The following is a 22403-nucleotide window of genomic DNA, read 5'->3' as shown; positions in this document are numbered from 1 at the left end:
CATGGATTATCTGAACAGGCTCGCCGAAACCTTCCTCGACTGGAAGGCCATCGCCGAGGTACTCCCGGCCATGTTCTCGGTCGGACTGCCCAACACCCTCGTCCTCGCAATCGTCTCGGGCATCATTGGCTGCGTGGCCGGCATGGTGCTGGCCCTGATGGGCATCTCGCGTAATCCTGTGGCGCGGTGGGCCGCCCGGGTGTATACGGACGTGTTCCGTGGACTCCCGGCGGTTCTCACCATCCTCGTCATCGGCCTCGGATTCGGCCCGATCTTCCGCGAGCTGACCGGGGTCACCAGCCCATACCCCATGGGCATCGCCGCGCTCTCGCTCATGTCCAGCGCCTACATCGGGGAGATTTTCCGCTCCGGCATCCAGAGCGTGGACAAGGGCCAGCTCGAGGCCGCACGGGCCCTGGGCTTCGGCTACGGCCCCTCGCTGCGGATGGTCGTGGTGCCGCAGGGCATCCGCCGGGTGCTCCCGGCGCTGGTGAACCAGTTCATCGCGCTTATCAAGGAGTCCTCGCTGGTCTTCACCCTGGGGCTCCTGGCCTCCGAGCGGGAGCTGTTCCAGATCGGGCAGGACGCAGCCGCCCGCAGCGGCAACCTGTCCGGCTACGTCGCGGCCGCCGTGTTCTACCTGGCGATGACCGTCCCGCTGACGCACCTGGTCAACTGGATCGACGCGCGCCTGCGCACGGGCCGGCCACAGAAGATGGAACCGGACGAGGCCGCGGCCGTCGTCGGAAAGGGAGCCCACTCATGAGCACGTTCACGTCAGGCTCGCTCGAAGCGAAAAACGTCCATCTCGCCTTCGGGCACAACAAGGTCCTCCGCGGCATCGACCTCAGCGTCCCGGCCGGCACCACCGCGTCGGTGATCGGGCCGTCCGGTTCCGGCAAGTCGACCCTGCTGCGCGTGATGAACCGTCTGATCGAACCGGACGCCGGGGACATCCTCCTGGACGGCAAATCGGTCCTGAAGGAAAACCCCGATGAGCTGCGGCGCAGGATCGGCATGGTGTTCCAGCAGTTCAACCTCTTCCCGCATAAGAGCGTCGGCGAAAACGTCGCGTTCGCCCTGCGCAAGCTGCGGAAGCTGCCCAAGGAGCAGGCGCGCGAGGAGGCCCTGAGCCAGCTCGACCTCGTCGGGCTCAAGCACAAGGCCGATGTCCGCCCCGCCACCCTCTCCGGCGGCCAGCAGCAGCGGGTGGCGATCGCCCGTGCCCTCGCCATGAAGCCGGAAGTCATGTTCTTCGACGAGGCCACCTCCGCCCTCGACCCCGAGCTCGTCAAGGGTGTCCTGGCACTTATGGCGGACCTCGCGAAGGGCGGCATGACCATGGTGGTGGTGACCCACGAAATGGGCTTCTCGCGCAACGTCTCGGACACCGTGACGTTCATGGACGGCGGCGTGGTGGTGGAGTCGGGCCCGCCCGGGCAGGTCTTTGAAAACCCCCGGACCGAGCGGCTGCAGGGCTTCCTCTCGGACGTCCTCTAGAGGCCGCCCGGAACCCCGCAACAGCAAAAAACTCTGGCACCCGCCGCGGCGGGTGCCAGAGTTTTTTTGTGAGGGAAAAGCCCGACGGCGGTTTAGGCCTTCGCCGCGGCGGCGGCCTCCGCTGCGGCTGGCAGTGCATCGAAGATCCGGTTCATCGCGGCGTCGTCGTGCGCCGCGGACAGGAACCAGGCCTCGAAGACGGACGGCGGGAGGTAGACACCCGAGTCCAGCATGGAGTGGAAGAAGGGCGCGTAGCGGAACGACTCCTGCTTCAGTGCGTCGCTGTAGTTGTGGACGCCGTGCTCGGACGTGCCGAAGGCCACCGAGAACAGGTTGCCGGCGCGCTGGATGGAGTGGTCCACGCCTGCCGCGTCCAGGGCCGCGGACAGGGCGCCGGACAGTTCCAGCGACCGCGCGTCCACGAAGGAGTACACGTCCCGGGTGGCGTGCGTCAGGGTGGCGACGCCGGCTGCCATGGCCACCGGGTTACCGGACAGGGTGCCGGCCTGGTAGACAGGACCGAGCGGCGCGAGGTGGTCCATGACGTCGGCACGGCCGCCGAGGGCCGCCGTCGGCATGCCCCCGCCGATCACCTTGCCGAACGTCAGCAGGTCCGGGGTCCACTGTTCCGTGGCGTCCGCGGCGCCCCCGGTGAGCCCCCAGTAGCCCGAGTAGCCGGTGCGGAAGCCGGTCAGGACCTCGTCGACGATCAGCAGGGCGCCGTGGGCTGTGGTGATCCGCGAAAGGCCGGCGTTGAAGCCCTCGCCGGGCGTGACCACGCCCATGTTGGCGGGCGCGGCCTCGGTGATGACGGCGGCGATGTTGGGCCCATGCTCGGCGAAGGCCGCCTCGACGGCGTCGAGGTCGTTATAGGGCAGCACCAGGGTCTCGGCAGCGGTGGCTGCCGTGACGCCGGCGGAACCGGGCAGGGCAAGGGTGGCTACGCCGGAGCCGGCGGAGGCGAGCAGCCCGTCCAGGTGCCCGTGATAGCAGCCGGCGAACTTGATGACCAGGTTGCGGCCGGTGAAGCCCCGGGCCAGCCGGATGGCCGTCATGGTGGCTTCGGTTCCGGTGGACACCATGCGGAGCCGTTCGACGGCGGAAACGCGTTCCTTGACGATGGCCGCGAGGTTGGCCTCATCCGGGGTGGACGCTCCGAAGGAGAGTCCGCGGTCCACGGCGGCGTGCACGGCTTCGAGGACGGCCGGGTGGGCGTGCCCCAGCAGGGCCGGGCCCCAGGAGCAGACCAGGTCAACGTAGTCGTTGCCGTCGGCGTCGGTCAGGTACGGGCCCCTGGCCGCCACCATGAAGCGGGGCGTGCCGCCGACGGAACCGAAGGCGCGGACCGGGGAGTTCACGCCGCCGGGCATCAGCTGGCGGGCGCGGTCGAAAAGTTCCTCGTTGCGAGGGGTACTGGAAGTCATGGGTCCCATTCTTTCAGTCTGCGGGAGTGTCGCCGGACAGCGTCACCGGACGGGGTTGCCGGTCAGGAGCTCGGCCACCCGCGGTGCCACCACGGTGCCGAAGAGTTCGATGCAGCGCATCATGGACTCGTGCGGCAGCGTGCCGTTGCCGTATTTCAGGTCGAAGCGGTCCACACCAAGGTTCCGCTTGAGCAGCGCAATCTTCTGCGCCACCGTCTCGGGAGACCCTACGTACAGCGCGCCCTCGGGTCCGCACATGGCGTCGAACTCGCGGCGGTTCCCCGGGCCCCACCCCCGTTCGGCGCCGATCCTGTTCCGCTGGGCAAGCCAGTGCGGAAAGAGTTCATCGCGGGCCGCCTCGTCGGTCTCGGCAATGTGGCCGGGCGAATGGGTGGCGATCTGCTGCATGGGCTGGCCATACTTGGCCATCGCTTCGCGGTACAGGTCTACCAGCGGGGCGAACGAACGGGGCTGGCCGCCGATGATGGCAAAGATGATCGGGTAGCCGTACTGCGCGCACCGCAGGACGGACTCCGGGGTGCCGCCCACGCCGATCCAGGCCGGCAGCAGGTGGTGCTCCAGCGGCGGGTAGACGCTCAGCCCGGCCAGCGAAGGCCGCGTGCGCCCCTCCCAGTGCACCGGCTTCTGTGCCCGCACCCTGTCGAAGAGTTCGAGCTTCTCCTCAAACAGCACCTCGTAGTCCGCCAGGTCCAGGCCGAACAGCGGAAACGACTCGATGAATGAGCCGCGGCCCAGCATCACCTCGGCGCGGCCGCCGGACAGCGCGTCCACGGTGGAGAAGCGCTGGAACACGCGGATGGGGTCGTCGGAACTGAGCACGGTGACCGCCGAGCCCAGCCGGATGCTGGTGGTCCTGGCGGCGGCGGCCGCCAGGAACACCTCGGGGGCGGACACAGCGAAGTCTCGGCGGTGGTGCTCCCCCACCCCAAAAGCATGAAGGCCGACGGCGTCAGCCAGGACCGCCTGGTCCAGCAGCTCCCGCAGCACCCGGGCATGCGGTTTCGGCTCGCCTGTCCCGTCCACGCCAACGTCGCCGAACGTGTTCAGGCCCAGCAGGATCCGCCCAGGACCCACCGGAGCGGTGGGTCCGGCGGGCTGGCGCGCGGCCGGCATCATGATTCCTTGAGCCAGCCGGCGATTTCGCTGGCCCAGTACGTGAGGACCAGGTTGGCCCCGGCGCGGCGGATGCCGAGGACCGACTCCGTGATGGCAGCCCGCCGGTCGATCCAGCCGTTCGCCGCGGCCGCCTCGATCATGGCGTACTCGCCGGAGATCTGGTAGGCGGCCACCGGCACGGGGCTCATGTCAGCGACGTCGGCCAGGATGTCGAGGTAGCTCATGGCCGGCTTGACCATCACCATGTCCGCCCCCTCGGCGAGGTCCAGCTCCACCTCCTGGATGGCCTCCCGGCGGTTGGCTGCGTCCATCTGGTAGGTCCTGCGGTCGCCCTTGAGCTGCGAGTCCACTGCTTCCCGGAACGGGCCGTAGAAAGCCGAGGCGTACTTCGCGGCGTAGGCCACCACGCCGGTGTTCACGTGGCCGGAGTCCTCCAGGGCCTGGCGGATCACGCCGATCTGTCCGTCCATCATTCCGGACGGGCCCAGCACATGGGCGCCGGCGTCGGCCTGGGCCACCGCCATCTTCGCGTAGATCTCCAGCGTGGCGTCGTTGTCCACATAGCCGTCGCTGTCGAGGACGCCGCAGTGGCCGTGGTCGGTGAATTCGTCGAGGCAGACGTCGCTCATCACCACGAGGCTGTCCCCCACCTCCGCGCGGACGTCCCGGATGGCCTTGTTGAGCACGCCGTCCGGGTCCAGGGACGCCGTTCCCTCCGCGTCCCGGGTCTCCGGGATGCCGAACAGCATGATGCCGCCGACGCCCAGTTCCACGGCTTCGGCCGCTGCCCGTTTGAGGGTGTCCGTCGTGTGCTGCACGACGCCCGGCATGGAGACGATCGGGTTGGGTTCCGACAGGCCCTCACGGATGAACGCCGGAAGGATCAGGTCTGCCGGGGCGAGGCGGTACTCGGCCGTGAGCCTGCGCATGGCGGGGGTGGTGCGGAGCCGCCGGGGGCGGTGGTGCGGAAAGCTCATGTCCTGTCCTTCACTGTGGGCCTGCTGTTGATGAGTGGATGCTTAGGGGGCAAGCGCCCGGATGACGGCGGCGGCGAGCCCTTCCGGCGTGGCCTCCCGGGCCGTGGCTGCCACCGCGAGTCCGAGGGCTTCCGCCTCGGCCGCCGTGGCCGGGCCGATGGCCACGAGACGGCAGGAGCCGAGGGGCGCCAGGGTTGCGCCAATGCGCCTCACGGCGCTGGGTGAGGAGGCGACGACGGCGGCCAGCGTGCCGCCGTCGACCTCCGCTTTCGCTTCGGCGGGCGTCAGCAGCGGCAGCGAGGCGCTGCCGTCAGCAACAGTCCGGCTGAGGCGCCGCGCCGGCTCGGCCGGGAAGTCCACCGTGCAATAGGCCACCACGGTGCGGACCCGGGCGCCTTTAGCCTCCAGTCCTCGGGATAGTGCCGGGGCGGCGATGTCGGCCTGCGGGAGCAGCACGTCCGCGGGACCGCCCGGCCATCCGCTGACGATCCCGGCCGCTGAGTGGTCATGCTGCGGCTCGAAGTGCACGTCGATCCCGGCTGCCTGGAGCGCCCTGCGGCTGGCGGGGCCAACCGCGGCGACCCGGATGCCGGCCGGAAGCCAGTCGCGCAGTTCCACGGCCCGCTCTGCCGCCTTTTCCTGCAGCGCCAGGACGGTGGTGGCGCTGCTGACCACGAGCCACTCATAGCGGCCCGCACCCAGCGCATCAAAGGCGTCGTCCAGCGCGGCCTGGTCCGGGGCGCGTTCGGCGGCCGTCAGGGGCAGCAGCAGGGGAACGGCGCCGGTCTGCCGCAGCGCCTCCGCGAGGGGTCCGGACCGGTCGGGGCTTCGCGTCACCAGGACGCGGCACCCTTCCAGCGGGCGTCCGCCCGCCGGGTACTGTCCGTTCGTCGTTCCCATGCGGCCGGCTGCGGTCAGGACGCCGTCAGGTCCGCGATATCCGCAGCCCCCGCTGCCAGCAGGACCTCGGCCAGTTCGATTCCGAGCAGGGTGGCGCCCACTTCGGTGAGTCCGTCCGTGGCCCGTTTGTCGCGGACCGAGGCGGTGCCGTCGACGGCACACACCACGGCTTCCAGGTGGAGCATGCTGCCCTTGCGGTAGGCGTAGGCGCCCACCGGAGCGGCGCAGCCAGCCTCGAGCCGGGCCAGCAGCGCACGTTCGGCCGTGACCGCAAGCCGGGTGTCGGCGTCGTCGAGGGCGGCCAGCGCCTGGGCGAGCACGCCTTGGGACCCCTCGGTGGAGCCGGCACGGCGGGGGGCCTCGGCGGTGCGGCATTCGATGGCCAGCGATCCCTGCCCGGCCGCCGGGAGCATGACGTCCGTCTCCAGGTATTCGGTGACGGTGTCGAGGCGGCCAATGCGCTCCAGCCCGGCGGCAGCGAGGATGACGGCGTCGAGGTCGCACGACTTCCCGTCAACCACCGCGTCTGTGGCGTTGCCCGGCAGGCCGGGCACCCGGCCCAGCCGGGTGTCCACGTTGCCGCGGATGTCCACGATGTCCAGGTCGGGGCGGACGGCGCGCAACTGCGCGGCCCGGCGGGGCGAGCCGGTGCCCACGCGCGCGCCCTTGGGCAGGTCTGCCAGCTTAAGGCCGTCCCGGGCGCAGAGCACGTCACGGACGTCCACCCGGGGCGGGGTTGCGGCCAGCGCCAGGCCCGGGGCGGAACCTGTGGGCAGGTCTTTCAGCGAGTGGACGGCGACATCGCACTCGTTGCGCAGCAGCGCGTCGCGCAGCGCGGCGACGAAGACGCCGGTTCCGCCCATCTGGGACAGCGAGCCGGTGAGGACGTCGCCGTCGGTCCTGACATGGACGAGTTCGACGTCGAAACCCCCGACGGCGGCCAGCCGGTCGGCGGTCTGCTGCGTCTGGGTCAGGGCGAGCTTGCTCGCCCTAGTGCCGATCCGTACCGTCACTTCATGTCCTGTCCGGCGGCCGGGTAGGGATCATGTCCCTGGCCGACGGTGGTGTCGGCGCCGGCGATAGTGGGCTTTTCGCCGCGGAAGTTTTCGCAGCAGCCCGGACGGCAAACGTCATACCAGGGGCCCAGGCCGGTGACGGCCTGGCGGTCGGCGACGTTGTTGGCCACGGTGCGTTCGCAGATCAGCTCCACGAGCCCCTCGACGAAACGGCGGTGCGTCCCAGGCGTGGGCACGCGCGTGGCGGCGAGGCCCAGCTCCTGGCAGGTCTGCAGCGCTTCGGTGTCGAGATCCCAGACGACCTCCATGTGGTCGCTGACGAAGCCCAGGGGCACGATCACGATGCCCGCGACGCCCTGCTTGGCGAGGTCCCCGATGGCGTCGTTGATGTCCGGCTCGAGCCACGGGATGTGCGGGGCGCCGGAGCGGGACTGGTAGACGAGGGACCACGGGGCGGACAGGCCGGAATCGGCTTCCACCCGGCGCATGATCTCTGCGCCGTTGGCGAGGTGCTGGGCCACGTAGGCGGAATCCTCCGCGAACTCGCGGGGTTCATCCCCGGAACGTCCGGCGGCCACGGCATCCCGGGTGGGGATGGAGTGGGTGGCGAAGAGGACGTGGATGGGGGCGTCAGGTTTACCGGCGGCGGCCAGCTGCTCGCGCACCTTGGCGACTCCCTCGGCGGTCCCGGCAATGAAGGGTTCCACGAAGCCTGGGTGGTCGAAGTACTGGCGGACCTTGTCCACTTCCAGCCTGCCGTCGAGCCCGGTCTCGGTCAGGGCCATGCCGATGTCCTCACGGTACTGGCGGCAGCTGGAGTAACAGGAGTACGCGCTGGTGGTGAGCATCAGCAGCCGGCGGTGGCCGGCGTCGTACGCGTCCTGGAGCGTCTGCGGGATGTACGGGTCCCAGTTGCGGTTGCCCCACAGCACGGGCAGCTCGATGCCACGGGCCGCAAGTTCAGCTTCCAGGGCTGCCTTCAGCTCGCGGTTCTGCTGGTTGATGGGGCTGATGCCGCCGTTGGCGCGGTAGTGGTGGGACACCTCTTCGAGGCGCTCATCGGGAATCCCCCGGCCGCGGGTGACGTTGCGAAGGAACGGGATGACGTCGTCCTGGCCTTCGGGGCCGCCAAAGGAGGCCAGGAGGATGCCGTCGTATTCCTTGGGCGCCATCCGGCCGGCCTCGGTGACGGGGTTCACGACGCCTTCCTGGGGATCCAGCGGGCTCATGCGAGGACCTCGGCGATCTCGCCGGAGGTGATGCGCCGGCCGGTGTAGAACGGGATTTCCTCGCGGACGTGGTTGCGCGCTTCGGTGGAGCGCAGGTGCCGCATCAGGTCCACGAGGTCTACGAGCTCGGGTGCCTCCAGGCCGAGGATCCATTCCCAGTCTCCGAGGGCAAACGAGGACACGGTGTTGGAGATGACCTGCGGGAAGTCGCGGCCCAGCAGGCCGTGGTCGCGCAGCATCTTGCCGCGCTCGTTGTCCGGCAGCAGGTACCACTCGTAGGAGCGGACGAACGGGTAGACGCACAGCCATTCGGCCGGCTCGACACCGCGGGAGAACGCCGGGGTGTGGTTCTTGGCAAACTCAGCTTCACGGTGGACGCCCATGGCCGACCAGACGAGTTCGGTCCCTGCGAACAGCTTGCTGCGGCGGATGTCACGGATGGCCTGCTGCAGGGCCTCGGGCTTGGGGCCGTGGAGCCAGACCATGACGTCGGCATCGGCGCGCATCGCGGAAACGTCGTAGCTTCCGCGGTGGGTCACCCCTCCCTCGGCCAGGCGCGCCACCAGGGCGTCGAAGTCCTCGGCAGCATCGGCGCTGCGGAGGACCTCGGCGGAGCGCTTGAAAACGGTCCAGAGGGTGAAGAACTGCTCGGCTGATTCTTCGGTTTTAGTGACAGATTCGGCAGGAGTGTGGCTCATGGTTACTATCCTGCCCCTTCGATGCGGCCTAAGTCGAAAAACTCAACTTCTACACCGCGTAGAAGTGGTTTATTTCACAGCGACCGCCGGATCCGGACCGCCGCCACGCCTGCCGCGCCGGCAAGGGCCAGCAGCCCTGCTCCCCACCACACCTGAGGCTCAATGGTGCCGCTGCGCGAAACGCCCATGACAGCGCTTTCGGCCGGTCCGCGCGTGAAGGGCGAGCTGATCGTGGCCATGTTGTTGGGTCCCGAAAGCTCCGCGGAACCCCAGACACCGCCGGCTACGCCCGCGGCCGAGCGGCCCCGCAGGCCGGCTCCGCCTGACAGCCCCGCGATCTCCGCGAACGGGGTGCCGTCCGCGGAGGGGGTTTCCGTGGCAGCTGCACTGTCTACCGAGCCGCCGCCCGCCGGCGCCTGGGACCCGGCAGTTCCGGTCCCGGTGCTTCCGGGGGCAGTGCCCGGGGCCGTGCCGGCAGGCGTGCTGCCGGTGCCGGTTGAGGACCCGGACCAGCCTCCGGTTCCTGCTGCCGTTCCCGACGGCGATGCCGTTTGCTGCGATGCCGTTCCCTGCGAGGACGGGGCTGCCGGGCTCGCCGACCGGGTCGGGGCCGGCGCCGAACTTCCGGACGGGCTTGGCGCCGGGGCGGGGGACGCCGGTGCGGGAGATGACGGGGCGGGAGTGGTCGGTAGCGGCACTGACGGGACCGGAACTGAGGGAACCGGCGAGGTCGGAACCGGAACGGACGGGACCGGAACAGAAGGCGAAGGCACGGGAACGGCGGGCGCCGGACCGGCTGAGATGGTCACTGAGGGATCCGGCGTCGGAATCGGGACCACGGGCGCCAGCGACGGCGGCACCGATGGCGAGGGCTGTTCCGAGGGCCGGGGTTCCCCTGACCTTCGATCATCCCTGCTGCGATCACCCGGGCTGTGATCGTTGGACAGCGCGGCCGCCGCCCAGGCCTCAAGGCCGGCGGCATCTACGGTGGCGCTGAGCCCCGTCCCGGCAGTGCCGGACTGGCCCGAATCCCCCAGCAGGTCGGACGCCGGAAGTTCGGAGGCAGCAGCGTGGGATGCAGGCACACCTGCGGACAAGACCAGTACCGCTCCGAACGCAGCTGCTGCCGTGCCGCGCCGAAGACCCCCATGGAAACCAGTCAGCGAACGAAAACCATCGGACTTCTGATTGACCATAGTCATCGACCCTAAACACATTTTCGCGCCGGGGAAAACTTGCGGTCAGGCCAGCCAGCAGGTATCGCGGGGGCAGGGAACCTGTCTGCGGGCGACCCGCGCCAGGCGCGGCCGCGCTACGCCAGGAAGGCGGCGAGCTGCTTTTTCGTGTCGGCCACCACAGCGGCCAGCCCATTGCCGGCCAGCCAGCCGCCCACCAGCAGTAGCCCGTCAATGCCCGCGCACACCTGCCGCACTTCGGCAACGCGCTGGCGGTGGCCCACAGCGGCAAACGGCAGGGCTCCGGCCCAGCTGACAACGTCCCAGTCCACCAGCGCCTCCCGTGTGACGGGCACAGTCAGCAGCGCTGACGCATCCTGCAAAGCCATGTCAAGCAGTTCTTCGTCAGACGCCGGTTCCGGCCCCGGCCCAGCAGCGGCCGCAACGGCGGATCCGCCCTCGCTGCGCCCATATGAGAGCCGCAGCACGTGCCTGCCGCGTCCGGCCGCTTCCGCCACCCAGTCCCATTTGCCGGTGGCGTGGGTGAGGGCTTTCGCCCGGATTCCCTCCGTTTGCGGCGCCACCAGGATTCCGGTGCCGCGCGGCCGCCGGTCCAGCGCGGGGAGATCAACGACGAGTGTCACAAGCTTGACCAGGGGTCCGGGTCCGGGCTGGTGCCCGGCGAGGGCGGGGACCGCTTCCCCGAGGAGCCGTACGGCGGACGGCCCGTCCAGGGCGACCACCAGGACGTCGGCCGCAAAGCTTCCCTCCCCCGCCGATACCTCCCAGCCATGCGGTGTGCGCGCAACGGCGGTGGCCGCCGTACCGGCCAGCAGCCGCACGCCGCGTGCCCGGAGGTCCGCCACGAGCTCCGTGACGAGGGTGTGCATGCCGCCCCGCAGGCCGGCGACGGCGGAGCCCGCCTTGGCGGGTTTGCCTTGAGTCTGCGCTGCGGAACCCAGCGCTCGCGTGGCCCGGGTTTCGGCCCCCTTGCGCTGGGCGGCCACAGCGGCCGCCAGCGAACCGTGCCGGGTGATGCCCGCGCGCAGCCCGGGGGCGACCATATCGACGTCGAGCAGTCCGGGATCAGCAGAATGCACGCCGCCCACCACGGGTTCCACCAGCCGTTCCAGGACGCGGCGTCCCATCCGGGCCCGCACCAGCGCGGACACGCTGGAAACCTCGGCGGTGGTCCCTACGGAGGCGGGCAGCAGCTTGTCCAGCGAGGCGCGGAGCGAGCCGCCCAGGCCCAGCGAGCGCCGGACCTCCGGATCCCAGGGATTGGCCGGGATGCCCAACACGCCGGTCTTGGGAAGTTCACGAGGTCCGCCCGGCAGCTGCACCCAGGCACCGCCGGGCCGCGGGGCAACAATATGCCCGCCCAGCCCCAGTTCGGCCGCCAGGTCGGCCACCGCAGTGGAACGTGTGGCGAACGACTCGGCACCGCTGTCCAGGGTCAGCCCGGCGACGTCATGCCGGCCCACGCAGCCGCCCCACGCGCCGGCAGCTTCCAGCACAGTGGTCTTGAAGCCTGCCCGGGCCAGTTCCCGGGCGGCCAGGAGCCCGGAGATGCCGCCGCCCACCACCAGCGCCGTGCGTCCGGAAGCCGGCTGACTGCCCGCAGCCACGGCCCTCTACTCCGGAGAGATGGAGTGGATGAGTTCGACGACGCGCGTCAGGACGTCCGGGTCCGTTTCCGGCGGCACGCCGTGGCCGAGGTTCAGGACATGGCCGGGAGCTGCCGCGCCCGACGCGATGACCTCGCGGACGTGCGCCTCAAGGACCTCCCACGGGGCGGACAGCAGCGCCGGATCGATGTTGCCCTGCAGCGGAACGGTGCCTCCCAGCCGGCGGTTGGCCTCCTCCAGCGGCAGCCGGTAGTCCACGCCGACGACGTCCACGCCGACGTCGCGCATGGCCACGAGAAGTTCGGAGGTGCCGGTACCGAAATGGACCAGCGGGGCGCCAAGGTCGCGGACGTGGTCCAGCGCGCGGGATGAGGCCGCGGCGACGAAGCGGGTGTAGTCCGCCAGGCCGAGTGAACCCGCCCAGGAGTCAAACAGCTGGCCGGCCGAGGCACCGGCCTCCAGCTGGGCGCGCAGGAACAGGCCGGAGGCGTCCGCGGCCCAGTTGGCCAGCGCCGTCCAGGTCTCCGGGTCGGCGTGCATCATCGTGCGCGGACCAAGATGGTCGCGGGAGGGCCGGCCCTCCACCATGTAGGCGGCCAGCGTGAAGGGTGCGCCGGCGAAGCCGATCAGCGGGGTCTTGCCGAGCTGGTCCACGGTCAGCCGGACCGCTTCCCTGATGGGTTCCAGGGACTCCTCGGTGAGGCGGGGCAGGGCCGCGACGTCGGCGGCGGTCCGCACGGGCTTGTCCAGGACCGGCCCGACACCGGGCACGATGTCGACGCCGACGCCGGCGAGCTTCAGCGGTATCACAATGTCGGAGAAGAAAATGCCCGCATCAACATCGTGCCGGCGCACCGGCTGCAGGGTGATTTCCGAGGCAAGTTCGGGCCGCAGGCAGGAGTCCAGCATGGCGACGCCCTCGCGCGCCTTCAGGTACTCAGGCAGGGAACGCCCCGCCTGGCGCATAAACCACACCGGACGGCGGCTGGGCGTGCCGCCGCGGTACGCCGTGATGAGCGGAGAGTCCGCAGTGCGTCCGTCGCGAAGCGGGTGGCCTGCGTCGAGTCCGGTACCGGCGGGTGTTAAAGCGCTAGAAGTCATGCCTTTGATTGTGCCCAAATTCGCCCCCAAAAGATAACGACAGCGTGTCATCCCGCGGCGGCCGCGTCGGCCGGTGGCAAGAATCACAGGCGCCGGAAGCCCCTATCCGTTTGAAGGGTTGTTCTACGCCGGTGCGAAAAAGCTATGATTGTCCTGCTGTGGTTCTTTTCTCATTGGTGGCTACACACGCCGACATCGACCTCGAAACCGTTGCTCAGCTGAGCAACGGTTCTTCTGGCATTGCCACGTCCGCCCTCGCCGGTTCGCCGGCGGTCAAGGGCGCGGTTGTCCTTGCCACCTGCAACCGCTACGAAATCTACGGCGAGGCGCCGCACGCCGACGACGTGGAGGCCGCACGCGCTGCCCTGGTGGGCCAGATCAGCGAATCGAGCGGGCTCAGCGAGCAGTTGGTGTCCCGGTCGTTCAGCACGAACACCGGCCCCGAGGTCGCCAAGCACCTTTTCGCAGTGAGCTCCGGGCTCGACTCCGCGGTGGTCGGCGAACGTGAAATCGCCGGGCAGGTGCGCCGGGCCCTGATCACCGCCCAGCATGAAGGCACGGCCAGCGCCGGGCTGGTCCGTCTGTTCCAGGCTGCCTCCAAGACCGCCAAGGACGTCGGCGCGCAGACGGCGCTCGGCTCCCGCGGCCTGTCTATCGTCTCGGTGGCACTCGACCTCGCCACCGACCTTTCCGAAGAGACCGACTGGTCGAAGAAGAAGGTCGTGGTGTTCGGCACCGGCGCCTACGCCGGCGCCACCATGGCGCTCCTTCGCGAACGCGGCTGCCGCGACATCTCGGTGTTCTCGTCGTCGGGACGCGCGGCCACCTTCGTGGCAACGCGGGGCGGGACCGCCCTCGACGGCGACTCCCTGCACGCCGCCGTCGCGGCTGCCGACGTCATGATCGGGTGCAGCGGCTCGGACACGAGGGTGGAAGCCGACGAGCTCGCCCACGTCCGCGCCGGCTCCGCCCAGCCGCTGATCGCCATCGATCTGGCGCTCACCCACGATTTTGATCCCGCCGTCGGAGAGCTCGACGGCGTGGAGCTGCTGACGCTGGAGTCCGTGCGGCTCGCGGCGCCCCAGGAGCAGGCGGAGTCCCTTGCCCAGGCCAGCACCATGGTTTCCGGCGCCGCCCAGGCGTTTGAACAGGAACGCGAGGCGCGGTCCGTGGACTCGGCCATTGTGGCCCTCCGCCGCCACACCATGAGCGTGCTGGACGCGGAGATGGAAAAGGTGCGGGCCCGCCACGGCTGCACCGCCGCTGCCGAGGAGGTGGAGTTCGCGCTCCGCCGCATGGTGAAGCAGCTGCTCCATGTCCCGACGGTGCGCGCGCGCGAACTGGCCTCCAACGGCCAGCAGGACGACTACGTCGCTGCTTTGGAAACCCTGTACGGCATCACCGTGGAGCAGCCGGCCGCCGCTTCCAAGGCCGAGTGCCCCGTGGACCACAGCGCCGTCGCCGAAGGCAACCTGCCGCAGGAAGATGAGTCACGCAGGAACACCGCCTAACCGGCATATGTCCTGACAAATAGGACCCCGCAAGCTTTCCATAGGCTTCCCGAGCAGCATTGACGTTGCCCGTGAAATCCAAATTGGGGAGCAGTCATGAATTTTCCTTCACCGGCCCCTGCCATCGCCCCTCTGAGCCGGCGGCAATTCGGACTTCTGTTGGGAGGCGGAGCACTTCTGCTGGTAGGCGGCGGGACCTACGGCATTGTGTCCCGCAGCAGACCCGGCGGCGGAGCGGGGCTTTCCACGGCCTTCGGCACACTGTCACTCGTGGACGCCGGACGCCTGGCCAGGCTTGATGCACAGGGCCAGCCCGCTGCCACTCCGCTCGCCTCGGCGGTATCGCAGGTCACGGACGGTACGCGGCGGGCCGCCGCAGCCGGTCAGCCCGGAATCCAGCGCGTATCCAGCCGGCAGGGCAGCAGAGTGGATGACCACCACGGCGACCCCCTCCTGGACTCCGGCTGGCCGCAACCCGGGAACTTCACCTGGGGCGACGTCGTCGTGCTCGAAGTGGCGCTCACCAATGTCCGGCCCGAGCCGGTCCTGTTCAGCCCGGGCCAGCTGCGCCTCAAGCTGCTGCCTTCCGGCATCACAGTGGCCCCGCAGGACGCCGACCGCGGCCCCGGCACGATAGCCGCCGGAGCCACCGAACAGGTCTGGATCAGTTATCTGGCTCCGCACGATTCCGTGGCCATGGAGATCGAGTACACGGGCCTGGAGGACAACGCCCCACAGGCCCTCGCCCTGCCGCTGTTAACGGTGGCGAAGGTGTCCCCGTGAGCCTGCTCTGACCCGTGCCAACCACGGACATGTCCCCCGGAAGGTTTCCCTCAGTACACAGGTTTCTGCGGCTCCACGTCCCTGACCCACGCGAGGATGCCGCCGTCCAGATGGCTCACGCGCTGGTAGCCGGCCTTCCGGGCGGCGGCCAGTACGGCTGCGGACCTTGTCCCGGCCTTGCAGTGGAACACGATGTCCTTGTCCTGGGGCAGCTCGCCCCAGGCCTCGCCGGACAGGATGCGCCCCTGCGGGATCAGCACCGAGCCGTCGATCCGGACGATGTCGAACTCCCCCGATTCACGCACGTCCACGAGGTCAAAGTCCTTCAGCCCCGCCTGCCGCGAGGCCAGCATCGTTGCCAGCTGCGTGGCCGTCACGGTGTGTTCCGTGTCGGTTGTCTCGGCCGGGGCGATGCCGCAGAAAGCCTCGTAGTCGGTGAGCTCGGTGACCCGCGGGGCGTCGGGGTCCTTGGACACCCGGATCTCGCGCCAGCTGCCGCCCAGGGCGTCGTACAGGGCCACCCGGCCCAGCAGGGAACGCCCGACGCCGGTAATCAGTTTGACGGCCTCCGTCACCATGAGCGATCCGACCGCCGCGCACAGCATGCCGAACACGCCGCCCTCCCCGCACGACGGTACGGAACCCGCCGGCGGCGCCTCCGGATACAGGTCCCGGTAGGTGGGCCCGTGCTGCTCCCAGAAGACGCTGACCTGGCCGTCGAAACGGAAGATCGAGCCCCACACGTACGGCTTGCCGAGGATGGCGGCGGCGTCGTTGACCAGGTAGCGCGTGGCGAAGTTGTCCGCACCGTCCAGGATGAGGTCGTAGCCGGCGAAGAGCTCCAAGGCGTTGGAGGCGTCGAGCCTGACGTTGTGCAGCCGGACGTCCACCAGCGGGTTCAGCTCCGCGATGGCGTCCCGGGCGGACTCGATCTTGGGACGGCCGACGTCGTGGACGCCGTGGATGACCTGCCGCTGCAGGTTGCTCAGGTCCACGGCGTCGTCGTCGATGATCCCGATGGTTCCCACGCCTGCGGCGGCGAGGTAAAGCAGCGCCGGAGCGCCCAGGCCGCCCGCGCCGATGACCAGCACGCGGGCGTTCTTCAGGCGCCTTTGGCCGAGGGCCCCGATTTCGGGAATGATGAGGTGCCGGGAATACCGCTCCACCTCTTCGGTGGAAAGCCCGGGCGCGGGATCGACCAGGGGGCCCGGGTGCGTGCGGACTGTATTTGCGGTGGACGGAGAAGCCATACTTCAATGTATGCCTGAAGATACCGCGCGGTCATATTACCCCCGGGTAAAGTGAAGTTAACTGCAATGGAAAGAAGGCCAACAGTGGTTCATCATGCACCGGTTGATCGAACTCAGGCCGCGCATTCCAATCCCGGCCAGGCCCGCTCCGCCGGCCAGCGCTCCGCCAGGCTGCCGCGCGACGAGCGCCGGGCCCAGCTGCTGGCCGCAGCCCAGGAGGTTTTTGTCGCCAACGGCTACCACGGCGCCGCCATGGACGAGATCGCCGAAACGGCCCACGTCAGCAAGCCTGTGCTGTACCAGCACTTCCCGTCGAAGCGTGAGCTGTACCTTGCGCTGCTGGACGCCCACCTCGAGGCGCTGACCGAGCTCATGCTCGGAGCCATGAACTCCACCACGGACAACAAGGAGCGCGTGCAGGCCGTGATGCGCGCCTACTTCCGCTTCATTGACAGCGACGACCAGGCGCACCGGCTCGTGTTCGAGTCCGACCTGATCAACGACGCCGATGTCAGCTCTCGCCTGGAGACGTTCAACAAGACGTTCGCCGAGGCCATTGCGCGGATCATCGCCGAGGACACCAAGCTGCCGCTGCTGGAAGCCCAGCTCCTGGGACGGGGGCTGGCGGGCATGGCCCAGGTCAGTGCCCGCTACTGGCTCGAGACGGACGGCAACCTCGACCTCGATGTGGCCAGTGACCTCATTTACCGTTTAGCTTGGCGCGGAATCTCTCGCTTCCCCAAAGAGACCTAGACTACAACTGAAACTACCTTTGAAATTTCAACCTTGACTGGCTGGGAGGCCTTGCTGTGGAAGTAAAGATCGGCATTCAGAACGTCGGCCGTGAAATTGTGCTGGAATCGGCTCAGGATGCTGACGCCGTGGCCAAAGTAGTGGCCGAGGCCATCGCCAAGGGCAGCGAGCTCCGCCTGAACGACGAGAAGGGCCGCCAGGTCATCATCCCGGCCAACGTCCTGGGTTACGTCGAAATCGGCGCAGAGGAAGTGCGCCGGGTCGGCTTCGGCGCACTGTAGGCCGGGCCGTGCTGTCCCTCGTCATCGTGCTCCTGGTGACTGCCGCTGCCGGATTCATCGTCTGGGCCAATGACCGCCGCCACACCAAGTACGGCATCCTCCTGCCGGCGGGCACCGCAGTCGCGGTGGGGATGCTGGCGTGGATCATCTGCATCTGGGCAGGGCTGGGCTACCAGCCGGGCCTGACGTGGCTGCCGTGGGTCCTTCCCATGGTGGCCGGGACCGTTGCCGCCCTCGCAGTGGCTGTCTACCTGGGCCGTGCGCGGGCCAAACAGGACACGCATCGGCTGACAGCAGCCCTGAAGATCTAGGACCCCGAAGATCTAAGACCCGCTGAGGTCGGGCCCATGGCCTTCCTCGGTGCACAGGCACAGCCGGTTCCCCTGGGCATCAGTGACCACCACCCAATTGGGTGCGTGGTCACTGTTCATTAAGGCCCCGGTTGCCGCCGTCTTCTCCAGGACGGGTGCCGATTCGGCCTTCGAGCGGTGAACGTCCAAATGCAGGCGGTTGTCGTTGGGGGTTGCGGTCTCCTGGAACCACACCCCGGGGCCGCGGCCGTAGGGGTCCACGAGGTCGCCGAACCGGCCCTTCCGGTAACCGAGCGCCACGCGCCAGACCTCGGAAATCTCGGCGGCGTCGGCCGTGTCAATGCCGATGTCCACCGACCGGTACAGGCCGGGCTGGGCCTCGGCGCCGGCCGCCGACGCGGCCGCACTGACCGTTGCCGCGGCCCTCGTGTCCCGCGTGGTTACCTCGCCACCGACGTCGTGGGAACTGAACCGGATGAACACCCGGTTGTAGCGCCAGTCCAGGTCCGGATGATGGTCCATGTCCTCTGCCACACGCCCGACGGCGGCAATCAGCTCCAGCGCAGCCGCCGCCGTCGGCGTCTTATAGACGGTGACCAGGCCGCCCTGCCGGTAACGCCAGTCCGGAAGGCCCGCGAGCGCTTCGTCGATCTGGGGTCGGGTGAGGATGTCTTCCCTGGCGGCCACGGTGCACTTCCTAAGCAGGACCTGTTGAGCCTGCCGCCGCCGGGCCGCCAGGGATTTGCCGGGCTTAGAGGAACTCGGCCCGGCCCTCCATGGCCGACGAGGCCAGGGCATGCTCACGGCGCGGGATCCGCCCGGCCGCACGCGCCAGCCTACCGGCGGCGACAGCATGTTTGAAGGCCTCGGCCATGAGTGGGGGGTTCTGCGCGCGCGTGACGGCGGTGGCCAGCAGCACGGCGTCGCAGCCGAGCTCCATGGCCAGTGCCGCGTCCGAGGCTGTGCCGATCCCTGCGTCCAGGACCACGGGAACGGAGGCCCGCGACACGATCAGCTCGATGTTGTGCGGATTGAGGATGCCCAGGCCCGTGCCGATCGGTGCTCCCAGCGGCATGACGGCCGAGGCTCCCAGATTTTCGAGCCGGAGTGCCAGGACGGGATCGTCGTTGGTGTAAGCGAAGACCTTGAAGCCGCGGTTGACCAGTTGCTCGGCGGCGTCCACGAGCTCCACCGCGTCAGGCAGCAGCGTGTGCTCATCCGCAATGACCTCGAGCTTGACCCAGTCGGTCTCCAGCGCCTCACGGGCCAGCTCGGCCGTCATGACGGCGTCCCGCGCCGTGAAGCAGCCGGCGGTGTTGGGGAGCACGCGGATGTTGTGGTCCACCAGCAGCTGGAAGAGCGAGCCCGTTTCGGCCGGCGAGTAGCGCCGCATCGCAACGGTGGTCAGCTGGGTGCCGGAGGCGACCAGCGCTGAGCCGAGGCCGTCCAGGCTCGGGGCGCCGCCGGTGCCCATGATGAGCCGAGAGGTCAGTTCCACCCCGTCAATGACCAGGCTGTCTGCTGTTTCGACCAATGTTTCTGCCATCGTGCTCATCCTCCTTGGACTGCCGTGACTAGTTCGATCTCGTCGCCCTCGGCGAGGGCGGTGCTGTGCCACTGGCTGCGCGGCACGACGGCTGCATTGCGCGCCACCGCCACGCCCAGCCGCTGGCCGTCGGCGGCCTGTCCGTTGGCGGACAGGCGGCGCCCCGTGACCTGGCTGACGAGCGAGGTGACCGAGGCGCCCTCGCCTACTTCCTGATCGATACCGTTCAGAGTGATGTTCATGCTGGTTCCTTGTTCGGGTCAAATGTGACGCGGGTCATGGCGGAGATTGGCTGGCAGCGATCAGCCAGGGGTCGGGCTGCGTCCAGCGGCGGATTCCAGCAGGGCAGGTTCACCCGTGTCCTGGAGCCCGGGGGAAAACCGGCCCGGGCGGAACGCGGACCAGCGCGGGTCGCGGGTGCCGTCCATGAGCTGGCGGCAGATCACTGCTGCCGCCGGGGTCAGCAGGACGCCGTGGCGGAAGAACCCGGTGGCGATGATAAGGCCGGCCACGTCCGTGCCGCGGTCCTGCACCGCACCGGGCCCGCTGGCCGGCACCCGGCCGAGCAGCGGCGCGTTGTCCGGTGTGCCCGGCCGCGCCCGCGCCGTGGCTTCGAGAAGCTCGAGCTCGGCGACGGCCGGCAGCAGGACCTGGGCGTCGCGCAACAGCTGGTAGACACCGCCGGCGCTGGTGCCGGGTACGCCGTCCTCGCGCTGGGTGGCGCCCACCACCACCGTGCCGTCCTGGCGCGGCACGATGTAGACGGGGACGCCCCGCACCATGCCGCGGACCGTCGCGGTGAGCAGGGGCTGCAGGTGTGCGGGCACCCGAAGCCGAAGGATGTCGCCGTAGACCGGGCGCAGCGGCAGCTGCAGGCCGGCGGGCAGGTTTTGCAGCTGGGCCGCGGCCAGGCCGTTGGCCACCACCGTCTCGGCGGCTCTGACGGTGCCTCCGCCGGCAAGCCGTGCTCCGCAGACCCGCCCGCCGTCCCAGAGCAGGCCGGCGGCATGTTCCCGCACCGCGTATCCGTCCGCCGCCGCAATCTCCTGGCCATGACGGGCCAGCCCTGCTGCGATCGCCCGGATGAGCCGGCGCGGATCCACCTGGTGGTCCGCCGGGATATCCAGGGCACAGGAGATTCCGGGGCTGAGCAACGGCTCCCTCGAACGTGCCTCGCGGATGGTCAGCGGTTCGACACCCAGTCCGTGGGTCCGCTGCACGTCCCGCAGGTCCAACAGGGCGCGGCGGTCGGCGGGATCGGCACCCACCGCAAGGGTCGGCGTCGTCCGGTATCCGGTGTCCTCGCCGGCGGTGAGCGTGGCTGCAAACTCCGGCCATCGTGCTGAGGACTCCAGCATCAGTTCCAGGAGACCTTCCTCCTGGTAATGCAGTTCGCTGACCGGGGCGAGCATGCCGGCCGCGGCCCAGCTTGCGCCGCTGCCGGGGGCTTCGTCGATGAGTACCACTGAACGGCCGGAGCGCCGTGCTTCCCAAGCGATCCCGTGCCCTACAACGCCGCCGCCGATGACGGCCACATCCGCCTCAAGACAAGTGGCGGCACGTTTTGCGCCGCTGGTTTCAGGGTTCACGCAATTCCTTCCCTACGCCGGTACTAACCGGATCAGGTCAAGCGGTCGGCTCTGACGCCCTCTCAGCCCTGCGTCTTTTATGACAGCAGCAATCGGCTCCCGCGGTACCTGCCCAGTTTAGAGGAACTAAGGTGGTTGCCATGACCCAGCACTCTGTCCACACCGCCGCCCGCCTGTACCTCTGCACCGACGCCCGCAAGGAGCGCGGGGACTTTGCGGACTTCGTCGACGCGGCGTTTGCCGGCGGCGTGGACATCATCCAGCTGCGGGATAAGAGCATCGAGGCGGCCGAGGAACTCGAGCTGCTGGAAATCGTCCATGCCGCCGCGCGCAGGCACGGCCGGCTGTGGGCCGTGAACGACCGCGCCGATATCGCGTCCATCGCCGGCGCACCGGTGTTCCACATCGGCCAGAAGGACCTGCCGCTTCGCGCCGCCCGGAAGCTGCTGCACGATGCCACGGTCATCGGGCTGTCCACCCACAGCACGGAGCAGGTGGACGCCGCCGTCGCCGCGGCCCACGGGCGCAGCGGCCTGGACTATTTCTGTGTGGGCCCGCTGTGGGCCACGCCGACCAAGCCCGGGCGCGCCGCCGTCGGGCTCGATTTGGTGCGCTACGCGGCGGAGGCCGTCCGCACCGCGAATGAGGAACGGGTGGGCGGACTGCTGCTGCCCTGGTTCGCGATCGGCGGGATTGACCGCACGAACGTGGAGCAGGTCCTGGCGGCGGGAGCCAGCCGGATCGTCGTCGTGCGTGCCATCACTGAGGCAACAGATCCGTCGGCCGCTGCGGGCGAACTGCTGGACGCCCTGGACGCAACGGCGCCGGCCGTAGTCTCCTAAGCCGCCGCCTCCAAAGGAGAGACCGCTACCCGCTGAGGCCCAGCTGGACCATCCGCCGGGAATGGTTTTCCGCGACTTCGGCGGTGATGCCCCGCACCAGCTCGCGTGCGGTGGCGTCCGTGGCGCCCGGTTCCGCCTCGACAAACAGCTCGCTCAGAAAGGCGTGTTCATGGCCCACGCGCTGGGCCTGCGTGATCGCTTCGCCCAGCAGCCGGCGGCCCCACAGCGCAAGCCGGGACGCGAGCCGGGGGTCGTCGGCCAGTGCTCCCTTGAGCCGATCCCGGAGTACGGCCGTGGCCTCATCGGATGACTGGATCTGCTGGATGACGTCCCGCGTTCCGGCATCCACGAACCGGGCCACCGCCCGGTAGAAATCGGCGGACACCGTGTCCACCACATAGGCCTTCATCAGGGATTCGTACCAGTCCGCCGGGCGGGTCCGTTCGTGGAAATGGTCCACGGCCAGCTGGAACGGCAGCATCGCATGTTCGACGTCGACACCCATCTCCGCCAGCTTGGCGCTCACCAGCTCGTAGTGCCGGAATTCGATGACGGCGATCCTGCCGAGCACGGCGCGGTCGTGCAGCGTGGGCGAGTAACGGGCGTCGGAGGAGAGCCGCTCGAACGCGGACAGTTCGCCGTATGCCATCACGCCGAACAGGTCTGCGACAAAGCGGTCATAGCGAGCGGTGCCAGCCGAGGATGTGCCCATAATCCAAGACTAACGGCGCAATTCGGGCTAACCTGATTTT

At 69.2% G+C, this 22403-nt stretch carries 25 protein-coding genes and 1 riboswitch; of the genes, 9 read left to right on the top strand and 16 right to left on the bottom strand.

Annotated features, from left to right (window positions below; all coding sequences use genetic code 11):
* Position 1: 1 nt before the first annotated feature.
* A complete protein-coding gene (locus ACFTSA_RS03715) occupies positions 2-766 on the top strand; it encodes an amino acid ABC transporter permease (RefSeq protein ID WP_354258232.1) in 765 nt (254 codons plus the stop codon).
* Entirely contained in the window at positions 763-1500 is a 738-nt protein-coding gene (locus ACFTSA_RS03710; protein ID WP_377949710.1) for an amino acid ABC transporter ATP-binding protein, read from the top strand. Before ACFTSA_RS03715 ends, ACFTSA_RS03710 begins: the two co-directional genes overlap by 4 nt.
* Before the next feature lie 92 nt (positions 1501-1592).
* Here the strand turns inward: ACFTSA_RS03710 and hemL are convergent, their stop codons facing one another.
* From hemL to ACFTSA_RS03670, 8 genes are all read right to left on the bottom strand, one after another.
* Positions 1593-2924 carry a glutamate-1-semialdehyde 2,1-aminomutase gene (gene hemL / locus ACFTSA_RS03705; protein ID WP_377949709.1) on the bottom strand — a complete coding sequence of 444 codons (1332 nt, stop codon included), beginning with the start codon at positions 2922-2924 and terminating at the stop codon, positions 1593-1595.
* Between the two features lie 42 nt (positions 2925-2966).
* Positions 2967-4061, bottom strand: coding sequence for an LLM class flavin-dependent oxidoreductase (locus tag ACFTSA_RS03700; RefSeq protein ID WP_377949708.1), 1095 nt, complete (start codon positions 4059-4061; stop codon positions 2967-2969).
* Positions 4058-5038 (bottom strand): porphobilinogen synthase, encoded by a 981-nt coding sequence (hemB, locus tag ACFTSA_RS03695; RefSeq protein ID WP_377949707.1) that lies wholly within the window; start codon positions 5036-5038, stop codon positions 4058-4060. The genes ACFTSA_RS03700 and hemB overlap by 4 nt, the downstream gene beginning before the upstream one ends.
* A 42-nt stretch (positions 5039-5080) precedes the next feature.
* On the bottom strand, positions 5081-5938 hold the full coding sequence (locus ACFTSA_RS03690; RefSeq protein WP_377949705.1) for a uroporphyrinogen-III synthase: 858 nt from the start codon (positions 5936-5938) through the stop codon (positions 5081-5083).
* A gap of 14 nt (positions 5939-5952) precedes the next feature.
* The gene (gene hemC, locus ACFTSA_RS03685) at positions 5953-6951 is read right to left on the bottom strand and encodes a hydroxymethylbilane synthase (RefSeq protein ID WP_377949703.1); all 999 of its coding nucleotides are present in this window, start codon (positions 6949-6951) and stop codon (positions 5953-5955) included.
* On the bottom strand, positions 6948-8183 hold the full coding sequence (locus ACFTSA_RS03680) for a ferrochelatase (RefSeq protein WP_377949702.1): 1236 nt from the start codon (positions 8181-8183) through the stop codon (positions 6948-6950). The genes hemC and ACFTSA_RS03680 overlap by 4 nt, the downstream gene beginning before the upstream one ends.
* Complete coding sequence (gene hemQ / locus ACFTSA_RS03675) at positions 8180-8881, bottom strand: hydrogen peroxide-dependent heme synthase (protein WP_331575767.1); 702 nt, start codon at positions 8879-8881, stop codon at positions 8180-8182. The genes ACFTSA_RS03680 and hemQ overlap by 4 nt, the downstream gene beginning before the upstream one ends.
* Positions 8882-8955: 74 nt before the next feature.
* A complete protein-coding gene (locus tag ACFTSA_RS03670) occupies positions 8956-9120 on the bottom strand; it encodes a hypothetical protein (RefSeq protein WP_354258211.1) in 165 nt (54 codons plus the stop codon).
* A 136-nt stretch (positions 9121-9256) separates the two neighbouring features.
* On the opposite strand from ACFTSA_RS03670, the gene ACFTSA_RS03665 reads away from it, so the two are divergent.
* Positions 9257-9817, top strand: coding sequence for a hypothetical protein (locus tag ACFTSA_RS03665; RefSeq protein ID WP_377949701.1), 561 nt, complete (start codon positions 9257-9259; stop codon positions 9815-9817).
* Positions 9818-10193: 376 nt separating this feature from the next.
* On the opposite strand, the gene hemG is transcribed toward ACFTSA_RS03665, so the two are convergent.
* Together hemG and hemE are read right to left on the bottom strand one after the other, a co-directional pair.
* A complete protein-coding gene (hemG, locus tag ACFTSA_RS03660) occupies positions 10194-11684 on the bottom strand; it encodes a protoporphyrinogen oxidase (RefSeq protein WP_377949699.1) in 1491 nt (496 codons plus the stop codon).
* Positions 11685-11690: 6 nt separating this feature from the next.
* Positions 11691-12785, bottom strand: a complete 1095-nt coding sequence (gene hemE / locus ACFTSA_RS03655; RefSeq protein WP_377949697.1) for a uroporphyrinogen decarboxylase — start codon at positions 12783-12785, stop codon at positions 11691-11693.
* A 158-nt stretch (positions 12786-12943) separates the two neighbouring features.
* Here hemE and ACFTSA_RS03650 point away from each other — a divergent pair, with 158 nt between their 5' ends.
* Both ACFTSA_RS03650 and ACFTSA_RS03645 read left to right on the top strand, forming a co-directional pair.
* Positions 12944-14296, top strand: a complete 1353-nt coding sequence (locus ACFTSA_RS03650; RefSeq protein WP_377949696.1) for a glutamyl-tRNA reductase — start codon at positions 12944-12946, stop codon at positions 14294-14296.
* A 96-nt stretch (positions 14297-14392) separates the two neighbouring features.
* Entirely contained in the window at positions 14393-15079 is a 687-nt protein-coding gene (locus ACFTSA_RS03645) for a hypothetical protein (RefSeq protein WP_377949695.1), read from the top strand.
* 50 nt (positions 15080-15129) lie between these two features.
* Here ACFTSA_RS03645 and moeB read toward each other — a convergent pair whose 3' ends face one another.
* The gene (moeB, locus tag ACFTSA_RS03640; protein WP_377949693.1) at positions 15130-16329 is read right to left on the bottom strand and encodes a molybdopterin-synthase adenylyltransferase MoeB; all 1200 of its coding nucleotides are present in this window, start codon (positions 16327-16329) and stop codon (positions 15130-15132) included.
* A 66-nt stretch (positions 16330-16395) separates the two neighbouring features.
* Between moeB and ACFTSA_RS03635 the strand changes: the two genes are divergently transcribed.
* Genes ACFTSA_RS03635 through ACFTSA_RS03625 form a run of 3 tightly spaced genes read left to right on the top strand, consistent with a single transcriptional unit; the run spans position 16396 to position 17674 of the window.
* Positions 16396-17082 (top strand): TetR/AcrR family transcriptional regulator, encoded by a 687-nt coding sequence (locus ACFTSA_RS03635; protein WP_377949692.1) that lies wholly within the window; start codon positions 16396-16398, stop codon positions 17080-17082.
* A 56-nt stretch (positions 17083-17138) separates the two neighbouring features.
* Positions 17139-17363 carry a DUF3107 domain-containing protein gene (locus tag ACFTSA_RS03630; protein WP_377949690.1) on the top strand — a complete coding sequence of 75 codons (225 nt, stop codon included), beginning with the start codon at positions 17139-17141 and terminating at the stop codon, positions 17361-17363.
* An 8-nt stretch (positions 17364-17371) separates the two neighbouring features.
* Positions 17372-17674, top strand: coding sequence for a hypothetical protein (locus ACFTSA_RS03625; protein WP_377949689.1), 303 nt, complete (start codon positions 17372-17374; stop codon positions 17672-17674).
* Positions 17675-17686: 12 nt separating this feature from the next.
* Here the strand turns inward: ACFTSA_RS03625 and ACFTSA_RS03620 are convergent, their stop codons facing one another.
* From ACFTSA_RS03620 to thiO, 4 genes are all read right to left on the bottom strand, one after another.
* On the bottom strand, positions 17687-18361 hold the full coding sequence (locus ACFTSA_RS03620; protein WP_377949687.1) for a 4a-hydroxytetrahydrobiopterin dehydratase: 675 nt from the start codon (positions 18359-18361) through the stop codon (positions 17687-17689).
* Positions 18362-18425: 64 nt separating this feature from the next.
* Positions 18426-19220, bottom strand: a complete 795-nt coding sequence (locus ACFTSA_RS03615) for a thiazole synthase (RefSeq protein ID WP_377949686.1) — start codon at positions 19218-19220, stop codon at positions 18426-18428.
* Positions 19221-19225: 5 nt separating this feature from the next.
* Positions 19226-19462, bottom strand: coding sequence for a sulfur carrier protein ThiS (gene thiS, locus ACFTSA_RS03610; RefSeq protein WP_377949684.1), 237 nt, complete (start codon positions 19460-19462; stop codon positions 19226-19228).
* Positions 19463-19522: 60 nt separating this feature from the next.
* Complete coding sequence (thiO, locus tag ACFTSA_RS03605; RefSeq protein WP_377949683.1) at positions 19523-20809, bottom strand: glycine oxidase ThiO; 1287 nt, start codon at positions 20807-20809, stop codon at positions 19523-19525.
* Positions 20801-20922: riboswitch (TPP riboswitch) on the bottom strand. (Overlaps the previous gene by 9 nt.)
* A gap of 27 nt (positions 20923-20949) precedes the next feature.
* On the opposite strand from thiO, the gene thiE reads away from it, so the two are divergent.
* A complete protein-coding gene (gene thiE / locus ACFTSA_RS03600; RefSeq protein WP_377949682.1) occupies positions 20950-21651 on the top strand; it encodes a thiamine phosphate synthase in 702 nt (233 codons plus the stop codon).
* Positions 21652-21676: 25 nt separating this feature from the next.
* Here the strand turns inward: thiE and ACFTSA_RS03595 are convergent, their stop codons facing one another.
* On the bottom strand, positions 21677-22363 hold the full coding sequence (locus ACFTSA_RS03595; RefSeq protein WP_377949680.1) for a ferritin-like fold-containing protein: 687 nt from the start codon (positions 22361-22363) through the stop codon (positions 21677-21679).
* Positions 22364-22403 lie beyond the last annotated feature (40 nt).

This window comes from Arthrobacter sp. NPDC057013 (assembly GCF_042674585.1).
Taxonomy (GTDB): Bacteria; Actinomycetota; Actinomycetes; order Actinomycetales; family Micrococcaceae; genus Arthrobacter.
Note: the sequence above shows the minus strand (reverse complement) of the source record. Positions and strands in the feature narration are given on the sequence as shown.